Source organism: Maribacter sp. Hel_I_7, from assembly GCF_000688315.1.
Classification (GTDB): domain Bacteria; phylum Bacteroidota; class Bacteroidia; order Flavobacteriales; family Flavobacteriaceae; genus Maribacter; species Maribacter stanieri.
In genome coordinates, this window is record NZ_JHZW01000003.1 from 1,514,027 (window position 1) to 1,527,410 (window position 13,384).

General features: G+C 35.0%; 9 protein-coding genes. 1 reads left to right on the forward strand and 8 read right to left on the reverse strand.

Annotated elements, in window-relative coordinates:
- Positions 1-2: 2 nt before the first annotated feature.
- Together P178_RS0118405 and P178_RS0118410 are read right to left on the reverse strand one after the other, a co-directional pair.
- A complete protein-coding gene (locus tag P178_RS0118405) occupies positions 3-1,724 on the reverse strand; it encodes a GMC family oxidoreductase (RefSeq protein WP_027067617.1) in 1,722 nt (573 codons plus the stop codon).
- 129 nt (positions 1,725-1,853) lie between these two features.
- Complete coding sequence (locus P178_RS0118410) at positions 1,854-3,233, reverse strand: sialate O-acetylesterase (RefSeq protein WP_027067618.1); 1,380 nt, start codon at positions 3,231-3,233, stop codon at positions 1,854-1,856.
- A 144-nt stretch (positions 3,234-3,377) separates the two neighbouring features.
- On the opposite strand from P178_RS0118410, the gene P178_RS0118415 reads away from it, so the two are divergent.
- On the forward strand, positions 3,378-4,751 hold the full coding sequence (locus tag P178_RS0118415; RefSeq protein ID WP_027067619.1) for a Gfo/Idh/MocA family protein: 1,374 nt from the start codon (positions 3,378-3,380) through the stop codon (positions 4,749-4,751).
- A 1-nt stretch (position 4,752) separates the two neighbouring features.
- Here the strand turns inward: P178_RS0118415 and P178_RS0118420 are convergent, their stop codons facing one another.
- The 6 genes from P178_RS0118420 to P178_RS0118450 all read right to left on the reverse strand — a co-directional run bounded on the left by P178_RS0118420 (position 4,753) and on the right by P178_RS0118450 (position 13,359).
- A complete protein-coding gene (locus P178_RS0118420) occupies positions 4,753-5,769 on the reverse strand; it encodes a LacI family DNA-binding transcriptional regulator (RefSeq protein WP_027067620.1) in 1,017 nt (338 codons plus the stop codon).
- A gap of 157 nt (positions 5,770-5,926) precedes the next feature.
- Positions 5,927-7,243, reverse strand: a complete 1,317-nt coding sequence (xylA, locus tag P178_RS0118425) for a xylose isomerase (protein ID WP_410477209.1) — start codon at positions 7,241-7,243, stop codon at positions 5,927-5,929.
- 10 nt (positions 7,244-7,253) lie between these two features.
- Entirely contained in the window at positions 7,254-8,741 is a 1,488-nt protein-coding gene (locus P178_RS0118430; RefSeq protein WP_027067622.1) for a xylulokinase, read from the reverse strand.
- A 236-nt stretch (positions 8,742-8,977) separates the two neighbouring features.
- Entirely contained in the window at positions 8,978-9,619 is a 642-nt protein-coding gene (locus tag P178_RS0118435) for a response regulator transcription factor (protein ID WP_027067623.1), read from the reverse strand.
- A gap of 668 nt (positions 9,620-10,287) precedes the next feature.
- Entirely contained in the window at positions 10,288-12,066 is a 1,779-nt protein-coding gene (locus P178_RS0118445) for a PorP/SprF family type IX secretion system membrane protein (RefSeq protein ID WP_027067624.1), read from the reverse strand.
- A gap of 66 nt (positions 12,067-12,132) precedes the next feature.
- Positions 12,133-13,359: a TolB family protein gene (locus P178_RS0118450; RefSeq protein ID WP_081819473.1), complete on the reverse strand. Its 1,227-nt coding sequence runs from the start codon at positions 13,357-13,359 to the stop codon at positions 12,133-12,135.
- Between the last annotated feature and the right edge of the window lie 25 nt (positions 13,360-13,384).

Genomic DNA, 13,384 nt, shown 5'->3' on the forward strand with positions numbered 1-13,384 from the left:
TTCTAAATATTTTGTGCCTTAAGTTGTTCAATTATATAATCAGATGCTCTCCATGAAAGTGCCATAATTGTCCAAGTACAGTTTTTATCTGCCTGAGATACAAAAACACCTGCATCTACAATAAATACATTGTCTACATCATGTAACTGCTGAAACTTATTTGTAACCGATGTTTTAGGATCATCTCCCATTCTGGTCGTACCTACCTCATGAATAATCTCACCTGGTTTGTTCAATCCGTAATCTTTATCTTTTCCTGGCTTTTCTCCTAAATAGTGACCACCCATGTTATGAATAATCTCCTCAAAGGTATCTTGCATATGCTTCGCCTGGTTTACTTCATATTCTGAATGTTTGTAGTTAAACTTCAAAACAGGTATACCAAATTGATCAACCGTTGTAGGGTCTATTTCACAATAATTATCTTTATAGGCGATTGCTTCTCCACGTCCACCAAATCCTATTACAGACCCGTAGTATTTCTTTACATCATCACGTAAACTATCACCATAACCTCCTGATTTTAATCCGAAGTATTGGTTCAAAGCATTTGGATCCCAACCAAAACCGTAGTTAGGCTGACTCATACCTCCCCAAACTTCAATATGATATCCTCTTGGGAAATTTAATTTAGAGTTATCGCCCCACCAAGGTGAGTAAACGTGCATACCACCTACACCATCTTCATTATAAGATGTCTTTCTATTCAATAAGCCTGGTATAACACCTGCAGCACCTGAACCTGTAGAATCATGTAAATATCTACCAACTAGGTTACTGCTGTTTCCTAAACCATTAGGGTGTTGCTTACTCTTAGAGTTTAAAAGTATACGTGCAGAGCTACATGCAGATGCAGCCAATACAACCACTTTACCTCTAAGTGTATATTCTTTTCTGTCTTCTTTGTTTATGTAAGAGACACCTGTTGCCTTACCTTCTTCATTAGTAAGAACCTCACGTACCATTGAATTTACAAACAGTTTTACCTGACCACCACTCTTTTGAGCTGGAAAAATCAAACAACTACCTGCTGAGAAATCGGCATATATTTGACAAGATCTACCACATTGTCCACAATAGAAACAAACTCCACGATCTGCGTTAATTCTTTTGGTTAACATAGAAAGCCTACCCGGTATAACCGGTACGTTAGACTTCTTTGCTCCATTTATATAAAACAACTCGTGTAATCTCGGTTTCGGGGGAGGAAGAAAAAACCCATCAGGATCATTTTCTCTACCTTCATTGGTACCAAAAACACCAATTAACTTGTCTAATTTATCATAATAAGGTTTAACATCTTCATATCCTATTGGCCAATCATCTCCATGACCATCACGTGTTTTACCTTTAAAATCCTTTGGTCCGAAACGTAAAGAAATACGTCCCCAGTGGTTGGTTCGTCCTCCTAACATTCTTGCACGCCACCACCTAAATTCAGTTCCCTCTGCATGTGTATATGGCTCTCCTTCAACTTCCCAATCTCCCCAAGACATGTCCCATTCGCCAAAAGCTCTATCTGTACCTGCTCCCCTGCGTGGAGAATCATATGGCTGCTTTAATTGCGTCATGGTTTTTGGATCAGCTGGGTCAAAAAACGGACCCGCTTCAACAACAGCTACATTTAAACCTGCATCTGCCAACTGCTTGGTAGCCATACCACCACCTGCTCCTGAACCTACGATGATAACATCAAAGATTTCTGAGGATTCTTTTATCTGCATAATTTGAAATTAGTTATTGATTACAATTTAACTATTTAATAAAATAAGAACCCGTGTTTTTAGCTGAATAACCATAGTTACATGACGGGCGTATATTTTTAAAGCACATTAGTTCACTTTATATATTTTTTACTCACTAATAAATGTAGATACTGGTAAACCAACGGCATTGAACAATGTACCAATATCTGTACTTCGCCAAGCATATCTTACCGCTTTAGGATTCTTCACTTCTTTTGAGCTAACGATTACCGCTCCATTTTTAATTCTGGCCTTAGCGGCAAACCACTGCCCTTTTTCATTTGAAATTTCAAAAAGGTTTAGTTTTTTCCCTTTATTAAATAACCCATCGGCATGGTGGAAATTTATTATAATTTGATTTCCTGTAATTTCTGAAGAGGCATATAACGGACCATAGACTTCTTGACCCTTCAGTAAATTATAATGATCTTTCAAAGCAATATTTGCCAAACGCAAACCAACATCTTGCTTATTTAAAGGGTGAATATCTTCTACTGTACAAATATCGCTTGTCATTGCCATACCTGTATTTGTTAACGAAAGCGTTCTACGCTGTTGGTCTCTAACTATACCTCCGCTAAACTCGTCATCATACTTAAATGGAGCTATTTGCACATAGTAAAATGGAAAATCATCTTGCCATGCTGTTCGCCAAGATGTAATCATATTCGAAAAAAGTTTCTGATAATTTTCTGCATTGGCAGTGTTTGACTCGCCTTGATACCAAAGAGCACCGCTAATTTTAAATTTTGTTAGAGGAGCAATCATACCATTATATAATGAAGACTTTTCTACGGTCACCCATTTATTTGGTACTATTTTTTTATGCGATTCTACCAGTTCTGGATGCGCTTTAAATACAGATTCTGGTGTCCACACTTCTGCACTTGAAGCTCCCCATGCGTTATCTATTAACCCAATAGGTATATTCAATTCCTCTTGAACTCTTCTAGCAAAAAAATAGGCGACCGCACTAAAATCTTGCATAGATTCTGGGGAACAGGTTACCCATGTTCCAGAAACATCTTCTTGTGGATATTTTGAGGTTCTTTTAGCTACAGAAAATAAGCGAATAGTTGGATAATTTGCATTGGCTATTTCCACATCTTTATTCGCAATTTTACTATTTGCACTCCACTCCATATTACTCTGTCCAGAACAAAGCCACACCTCACCTATCAACACATCTTTTAATGTAATTTCATTGGTTTTACCTTTAAAGAGTATTTGGAACGGTCCGCCTGCTTTTGGTGTTTCTACAGTTACCTTCCATTTGGCATTATTTCCTGTTTTTACAACTACCGTTGCATCGTTCCAACTTGTGTATATAGTAAATTCTTCATTTGGGTCTGCCCAACCATACAATAATACATTGGCCTCTCTTTGTAAGACCATTTCATTAGAGAAAATTTTAGGTAGTGTAATTTCTGCTTTGGCGAGACCTGTTACTAAAAAGCATAGTAACATAATAGAGATACGTAAATTCATTGGATAGATACTAATTTTGATTTAAATATACCTAATAATGCATCACACTGACAAATTCTTAAACATTCAACATTATTTTTAAAGTAATCGTTATATTGACACCTCTTTTTAAGATGTTCATAATCTATTAATATTCAACTTATCATGCCCACTTCATCTACCACTTTTAAGCGCCGAAATTTTATTAAGGTAGCATCAGCATCATTACTGCTAACAACATTTAATTCATACGGGGTTGATTTTTTTGCCAATGAAAAGCCGAAAAAGGTAGCGCTTATAGGCACCGGTTGGTATGGCACCGGAGATTTAATGCGGCTTATACAAGTTGCTAATATTGAAGTTGTAGCACTTTGTGATGTTGATTATAATCAACTTAACACTGCAGCACAACTAGTTTCTGAACGTCAAAAAAATAAAAAGAAACCTAAGCTCTATACTGATTATAGAACCATGCTAAAAAGCAATAGTCTAGATATTGTACTTATTGGTACGCCAGATCATTGGCACGCATTAACGTGTATTGAAGCGTTAAAATCTGGAGCTCATGTTTATGTTCAAAAGCCTATAAGTGTTGATGTTATGGAGGGTGAGGCTATGGTTGCCGCAGCCAGAAAATATGACAGGGTCGTACAAGTAGGAACACAACGAAAAAGTACACCGCACTTAATAGATGCTAAAAAGCAAATTATTGATACCGGTTTACTTGGTACCATTGGTCATGTTGATATGAGCTGCTATTACCACATGCGTGCCAATGGCAACCCACCTGTGCAAGAAGTACCTGATTTTTTCAATTATGAAATGTGGACAGGACCTGCACCTATGAGACCTTACGATGGTCTACCCCATAAAAGATGGTGGCGTACGTTTAGAGAATATGGAAACGGAATTACGGGCGATATGTGTGTGCATATGTTAGATACCGTTCGTTGGATGTTAGATTTGGGATGGCCAAAACGTATTAGTTCTGAAGGAGGAATATTTGTTCAAAAAGGTGGAAAATCTAATATATCAGATACGCAGTCCGCCGTTTTTGAATATGATGGACTTAACTGTAATTGGCAACATAGAACATGGGGAAACCCAGCTGATAACGAGTACCCTTGGGCTTTTAAAATTTATGGTTCTAATGGTGTGCTTAAAGGTGACGTTATGAAGGCTGAATTTACCCCCATAGATGGTAGCGAACCTATAAAATTTGAAGTTCTATACGAGAAAGAGAAATACCCTGAAGACTCATCTGAAAAAGATTTAGAATTACATGCGGCACCCGCTACACGTAGACATATGATAGATTTTTTAAATGCCATAAAAAACGGTACAAAACCAGTGGCAGATATTGAAGAGGGACATATTTCATCTGCTAGTTGCATTTTGGCCAATCTTTCAATGGATTTAAAAAGACCTTTGGTCTACGACCCAAAAAGCAGAATTGTTGTAAATGACCCTGAAGCCACTGCCCTATTACAGCGAAATTATCGTGGAGATTGGGAACATCCACACCCAGATACAGTTTAAATTACTGTAGTTTTTTAGTAGAATCCCTAACCAATAAACTTGTTTTTACAATCTTGGTCTGGTAAGGTAAACTTGGGTCTTTTATTCTATTAATCAATAGTTTAGCTGTAAGTTCACCTATATATTTACCATGCTGGCTTACCATGGTCAATGATGGCGTTACGTATTTTGATAACTGCCCATTGGTGAAACCAATTATTGAAATATCGTTTGGCACATTATATCCTCTTGCTTTCACTACTTCCAAAACTTGAACGGCAATTAATTCATCGATACCTATAATACCATCAATGGTTTTATAATTCAGTAAAAACGACATTAATAAATCTAAATCATCCTTAACCGTAAGATTAATAATCAATTTAGGATCAAAAGGCATCTCAAATTCTTCTAGCGCTTTCTTATAGCCTAAAAGCCTTAATTTCCCTACACTAGAACTAGATATAGGGTTAACTACCGCTATATTTTTACAGCCAATATTAATTAGGTGTTTGGTGATTTTATATCCTGCCTCAAGATCATCTACTACAACTTTATCGCATTGTACGTTGTCAGAAACCCTATCAAAAAGAACTACGGGAATATCGTTGTTAATAACATCTATTAAAGCATCGTGTTTGTCTTCATTCTGACTTTCTTCTGCCAGTGACATTATAACCCCATCAACAGTTCCTGCATCAAAAAATTCAAGCGTTTTTGTTTCTTTTGCTTTAGATTCGTTACTAATACAGCTAATGATATTATAGCCACTTTCATTGGCTACTTTCTCTATACCATACAGTACTTGGACAAAGAAGTAATTTAATATATTAGGCACAACCACACCAATAGTTTTGGTGCTTCTATTCAATAAATTAAGAGCAAGTCTATTAGGCTTATAGTGCTTTTCTTTTGCGTATGTCTGTATCTTAAGCTTAAGGTCACTACTAATTTCATGACTATCATTAATCGCTTTAGAAACGGTTGAAATAGACACCTTAAAATGACCGGCAATATCCTTTAGAGTTACTTTTTTCATAATTTATAACTACAAAAGAACAGATTTAAATTGACACTTTAAATTATTGGTTAAAGCAAACTGTCCCTAATGGAAAACCAAGGGACAGATTACTTCATATTATATTAATATTATTACCCAAATTTCAACTATTTAAAATAGTCTTAGGGTTGTAGATTTATATATATTGGTTAATGATATTCTCAAACAATTCTTGCTTTCCACTCTGTAATTCCAACTCACCATTTTCTTTGGCTATGTTGTAAAGATCCTTCATATCTAATTTACCATTTTCGAAATCTTTTCCTTTACCTGAGTCAAAAGAACTATATCTGTTTTCACGTAGTTTATTGTAAGAAGAAGACGAAATAATTTTATCTGCTGTAATCAAAGCTCTAGCAAAAGTATCTGCCCCACCAATGTGTGCATGAAATACATCTTCTAAATCTGTACTGTTTCTTCTTGTTTTAGCATCAAAATTAACACCACCACCTTGTAAACCTCCAGCAGCTAAGAATACTAACATAGCCTCTGTTGTTTCTTGAATGTTATTTGGAAACTGATCTGTATCCCATCCATTCTGGTAATCTCCTCTGTTAGCATCCATACTACCTAACATACCTGCTTTAGCAGCTACAGCAATCTCATGCTGAAAAGTATGTTGTGCCAAAGTTGCATGGTTTACCTCAATGTTCATTTTAAAATCATTCTCTAAACCGTACTCTTTTAAGAAACCGATTGCAGTAGCACAATCAAAATCATACTGATGCTTCATAGGTTCCATTGGTTTTGGCTCTATGAAGAAGTTTCCTTTAAACCCTTGGCTACGTGCATAATCTCTTGCCATGGTTAAAAACTGACCCAAATGATCAACCTCACGACCTAAATCTGTATTCAATAAAGACATATAACCTTCTCTACCACCCCAGAATACATAGTTTTCACCACCTAAAGCTATGGTAGCGTCTAAAGCCAATTTAATTTGACCACCTGCTCTTGCCAAAACATTAAAATCTGGATTGGTTGCGGCACCGTTCATGTATCTTGGATTTGAGAAACAGTTAGCTGTACCCCAAAGTAATTTCTTACCAGACTCTTGTTGTTTAACCTTCAAGTAATCTGTAATTGTTGCCAATCTCTTTTCTGACTCTGCAAAAGTTGAACCTTCTTGAATTAAATCGAAATCATGAAAACAGTAGTAATCAAATCCTATTTTATCAAAAAATTCAAACGCTGCATCTGCCTTATCTTTAGCAGCTTGTATAGCATCTGATGATTTATCCCACTCAAAGCTTTGTGTTCCAGGACCAAATGGATCTGAACCTTGACCACAGAATGTGTGCCAGTACGCAGTTGAAAATTTAAAATGATCTTTCATGGTCTTACCAGCCACTACCTGATCAGGATTGTAATATTTAAAGGCCATAGGATTATCAGATTCCTTTCCTTCAAATTTAATTTTGTCTATTCCTTTAAAATATTCCTTGTTTGCCATTATATTGATTTTATAAGTTGTTTAAAATTAATTCCAATTCATTTTTCCAAATTGCATATGCATCTTGGTATCCTTTTTTATCTTTTTTAGGGCTGAAGGTCATTACATAATCGTTATCCAATATTGCCTTACCGAAAGCTTCAAAATCGCCCTTATGTAAATTTGCCGCTCTTGCCGCTCCAATTGCCCCAGTGGTATCATAAATCTCAATATCATACCCTATTAAAGTTGCAACTGTATTCGAGAAGATTTCTGAACGAAAAAGGTTGTCGTTCCCTGCACGCATTACATTTACTTTTATACCGTCAGACTCCATAATTTCCATGCCATAAACAAAAGAAAATGCAATACCTTCTAATGCTGCCCTACACATATGACCTTTACCATGATTATTTAAATTAAGGTTTACGATACGGGTACCGACTTCCTTGTTTTTAAGCATTCTTTCCGCTCCGTTTCCAAAAGGAATCATGGTTACACCATCCGAACCTATTGGTACTTCATTCGCCAACGTATTCATCTCTTCGTAAGATTCAACATTAAGATTATTCAACAACCATCTGTATTGAATACCAGCTCCGTTAATACAAAGTAATTTCCCTATTCTAGCTGGTTTTCCTGGAGAATAATTTACATGCGCAAAGTTGTTTACACGAGAGCTTTCTTTTACTGAAAGGTTATCTGTTACGGCATACACAACCCCAGATGTACCACCAGTAGCCGCAACTTCACCAGGATTAAAAACATTTAAGGTCAAGGCATTGTTAGGTTGGTCTCCTGCTCTATATAAAATAGGTGTACCAATAGAAAGTCCGCTTTCTGTAGCTCCTTTATCATTGACCTGAGATTGTACTGAAAACGTATCTACAATATCAGGAATCATATCTTTATCTAATCCGTAATGTTCCAAAACAATATCAGCAACAGCATCTTCTTTGAAATCCCAAAAAATACCTTCAGATAAACCAGAAACCGTAGTATTTACTACACCAGACAACTTATAGGCGATATAATCACCAGGAAGCATCATCTTATAAATCTGTGAGTAAATTTCGGGCTCGTTTTCTTTTACCCATTTTAACTTTGAAGCCGTAAAGTTTGATGGTGAATTTAGAAGATGTGTATCGCAAGTTTCAGCACCTATTTCTTCATAAGCATTCTGACCTATTGTTACTGCTCTACTATCGCACCAAATTATAGATTTTCTTAAAGGATTACCTTCTTTATCAATAAGCACTAGACCGTGCATTTGATATGATATACCGATACCAGAAATATCGGTTTTATTAATAGAATTCTGTACACATAATTTATCGATACCACTACCAACGTAGCGCCACCAATCTTCTGGACTCTGTTCTGCCCAGCCGTTTTTTACAGCTTCCATAGACATTTCTGTCTCAGGTTCCGTAACAACTCCTACACTCTTCCCGGTAGAAGCATTTACTAGAGCAATCTTAATAGATGAACTTCCTATATCTAATCCTAAATGGTACATAAATAGTATAAATTGGTTTTCCTGTAATAAGTTAAACCAAAAATAACTACTATACCATGCAATCGATATTTACCGTACGAAAATTATCGTAAACGCATTTCTTCTATAAATTTACAAACAACAAATAATTAATTCAATTAACTTAATATCAGTTAATTACATATTAAATATATTAATCAATATTTCCGAAAAGGTTTTCGCATTACCTGCTGTATAACAAACTACAACCCTTCAATTTAATATTCTTCTAGTTGATTTTGAAGTTGTTCTAATTTAGAAAGTGCCTCAGATTTAGAGTTTACATCTAATTTTAAATAGATATTCTGAATGTGAAAATTTACGGCACTTGGGGTTACAAATAGCTTTTGTGCAATCATTTTATAAGTAGCTCCTTGACATAAAAAATCTACAATTTGATTTTCTCGTTCAGAGAAAAATGCGAATGTCTTTTTATGAAAGTTGCTAATAATTTTCTTTACAATATCATTACTCATGGCAGCACCTTCTTTTTCCATACTACGCAAAGCATGCTCTAGTTTGTCTAAAGTCAAAGGTTTTGTCAAATAGCCATTTGCTCCTTTCTTGAAAGCATTTTTAATAATGTCGAAATCATTGATTTCACTGAACATTATAATTTTTACTTCCCAGTCTTTCTTTTTAAAGAGCTTGATAGCATCTACACCGTTCATGTCATTTAAATCTATTTCAGAAAGTACAATATGCGGTTTTGTAAACTTGAAATCTTTTATGGCATCTTTAGCAGAAGTATAGCTACCTACCACTTCATATCCTTCGATATCTTCAATGTGATTTTTATATACAGAATGTAACGATGTATCTTTTTCTAATAGTATTATTCTAATGTTTGAATTTTTCATAATCTCCATAGTTTTACAGCTATCATTCTAATTACAGAACAATAACTAAAGTTATTTTTGAGTATTTACAAGACTAGAATAACTAAACAATATATATGTACTTTGACCAAATAGTATAGACTATAGGTTCATATATACATATATAATGGCAACTATTGCCCTAAAGAACAACCAGAAAAAAAGATTGTACTTCGACTTTGTTCAGTCATAAATTTAAATCAAAAACGAATTTTCGCTAGTGAATTAATTTGTAATACTGAGGCGTTTGCCAAACTTTGGATTAATGAGATTTCTTAACAGTAAAAAAATAGAAATCTTATGTAGAATAAGATGGGTTCCGGAACTGGAATTACGTAGGTTAAATTCATTCATGGTTGTGGGGGGATTTGGGGTTATACAATTGGGTTTGAATCTATTTGCTGATTGAAATATAGATATTATTGTAATATACCCGTTGAAAACCTAGAAATTTTCGTTCAAATACCAAGTTTTCTTAAAAAATAAGGTAATTCATCGATAGTTAACATAAAGTTAAAATCGAGAATCACCATTTTTGTAAATGTAAAAATAAAGGAGGGGACCCAATTATCCCCCCGGATAATACCCCTCCTTTTATTGACAATTCAAATCAACCATAAAACCGTAAAAATTAATGGCTTTTAAATTCGTTACTCTCTTGTTATATAATCATCTTCAAAAGTATTAGACGCAGTAGCCGTTGATTCGTTTACTTGCATAATCCATTTCTCTTGATTGTATTTTCCATTTAAATCTGTACTTGCTGCCATTTGGGCATCATTCTTATAATCGTAGTCTGCTAAATACACGTAATACAGACCGTTTTCTTTATTGTAAAATTGTTTTGGATCTAAACCTTTCTCTTTTAATTCTTTCATAAATGCATTCATGTACTTTGTTTGACTATATACATTTGCAATTACATAGTAACCAGAGTTCATATCTATTACATCAGATTCTACCAGCATCTTAACAGGTAATGCTTTAAAGTTATTATTTGTAGATGGTAATTCTTTAAAATTTGCTCTTCTTGAAGAAGTAGTTGTTGCTACCGATGGTGATGATGACGTTGCAGTGGCAAAAGCATCTGCAGGCTCTGTTATAAAGTCCATTGCATCATCATTAATGTCATTAGATGCATAAGATGTATTATCCTCTACACTAAAATCTTGTAAAGAGCTTTTTATCGTCGTATCAATATCATTACGTAACATTCTAACTATTAGTTCAAAACGTTCTTCAAAAGCCGCTATTCGTTGTTCTTCAATAGAGTCTTGACGAAGTATAAGCTCATCTAAAATTATTTTGTTCTCATAAGCCAAGCTACTTTCTGAAACAGATGTAGAAGTATTAGAAGAAGCTTCTTGATTTCTACGACCAGACTTTCTTGCACTATCACGCTCTTCTATTAAGTGAGCAATTTGCTCCTCATAGTTTCGTACTATATTATCTATTTGATTGTCTGATGAATTATCGGCTACAGAGATAGCTAAATCATCATCCTTAAATTTATATGCTAGGGTAATTTCATGATTCCACCCAAGGTTTGCATCTTCACTTGATAAATCTTTCTCCATTAAATATCCTAAAGACATTTTTTCACTTAAGTTGAAACCTACTCCTGCTGCAACACCATATTCTTCATCTACCGTGGTTTGCAACCAACCATAATTTGGTAGATCTAATAATAAAGAACCAAAATAGTATAAACTACCATCTAAGTTTTGACCTACTTGAGCCATTGGCATTAAACGAGCGTCTTCAAAAAGACCCCTTGTATGCTCAAATGAGTGTGTATATTGTACTGATCCCTTTACACTTTTTGTAGACAGGTCAGTTAAAAATTCGTTCGTTGTTTGATTGTACTTTAATAAGTCTTCTGCATAAAAACCAAAATCGAACTTACCTAGCGATAAATTAATTCCTGGCTGTATAGCTATTTTACTTTCTTTTCTTGAGTCTGCAATCTGCGGATCGTCTTGAGCTACAACAATTCTATTCTTATCTAACCCTTGGTTAAAATAAGTAACATTGGTACCAAATGTAAGCACAGATTTTTCTCCTAATTGAACTGATGATGCATAATTGGCATTAAATCCGAACTCTTGAACAACACCAGACCATTGGCTATATACACCAATACCTACTGCGGTATGATCATTTAATTTGTTGCTAAATCCTAGAAAATAGTTTTGGCTATTATCCTCGAATGTTGCAGATTGATTTCTATGAAGAATGTTTAAATATGATTTATTCTCTCGCACTAAGGAGAATGTTGGGTTTATAAAAAAACGATTGAAGAATAATTGATTGTGGTATGTACTACTAGATCCTAAGTTTGCATTGGTTTCTTGACCTTTTACTGTTTGGACAAGGGCCAATAAAAGTAATGCAATAAGAAAACTATTGATTTTTAACGGACTTTCCATAACGATTGATTTTTACGATTAAAATTGAATTTGTCAAATGAATTGGGGGAAATGAATAATGGGTGGTTATTCATCTTCAAATACAGAACTGGAATACTGTGTCTGTCTTTCTGAGTTGAATGCTTCTAAGAAGCGATCGTCTCTATCTTTATCATTAATAGGTTTATCATTTAAATTAAAAGCTACATTCTGTGTACGCTTGCCTTTTGCAATTCTATTAGAAACTACATAACCAGAACCGTCTCCTTGCAATAGGTTAACAGAATATTCGTCATAAGAACTATTTATAGTATTGCCCATGTTTACAGCAAGACCAACGCTACGCTGACCAACTTCTACCATATACACATCTAGACCACCGTACCCTTCTCTACCATCTGAAGCAAATACTAAACTTCCGTTTGAGATAGGATTAGGATGAACATCATTCTTAGCGGTATTTACTTTTGAGCCTAAGTTTTTGGCTTGTCCTAACATTCCATTTTTTTGAATGGTAGCTACATAAATATCATATTCACCATAGGTACCGGGCATGTTTGAGGCAAAGAATAAACGACTACCATCTGGTGATATAGCAGGATGCTTTGCAGAATAGTCTCCTGGGCACACCGCTACTTCAGTGATTTTTTTCCATTCTCCACCAATTTTATCGGCTTTGTAAATTTTATGAATTTCTTTCTTTTTGGAGAACATACCGGTTACTGGCTTTCGGTATGTTGTTTTGCTGTAGTACGCCGTATTACCGCCATTGGTAAGGGCTACCGGTGGAGCGTATTCACCAGTAGTATTTAACGGCTTGGCACTGCTTGAAGCAAATTCTTTTTTTGTTCCTTGGTCATCCCATGGTAAAAAATTTCTTCTATTATTAGATGTTAAACGAGAAGGCACAACGGTGTGCGTCATCTTATAATCGTCTTTCACCAATTCCGTCCAATTCTCATCGGCAATTTCATTCTGGACTTCTTTTCCTAATTGAGATACCGCATGGTCAAACCTCTTCTGATAGCTTTTCTTTAAAGTACCATCTTCAGATATTTCAATTAGCTTACCATACCAGTATAATGCATTCGCATATTTTTTGGTTAGGAAATTGGCATTGCCAAGATCTTCAAAAATTTCAGAATCTGAGTAGCCAAGTGATTTTAACTTTTCATAATTCTCTACTCTATTAGATACTTCAGTAATCTTTTTTTCATGAAAACTGGTTGAAGTGTCATTGTAGGCCAAATCTTGGCCGTAACCCATGGTTGCCATACAGGCAAACAAAAGGCTGATTTTAATTGAATTGTTCATAATACTAGATTTTGGGGATTTAATA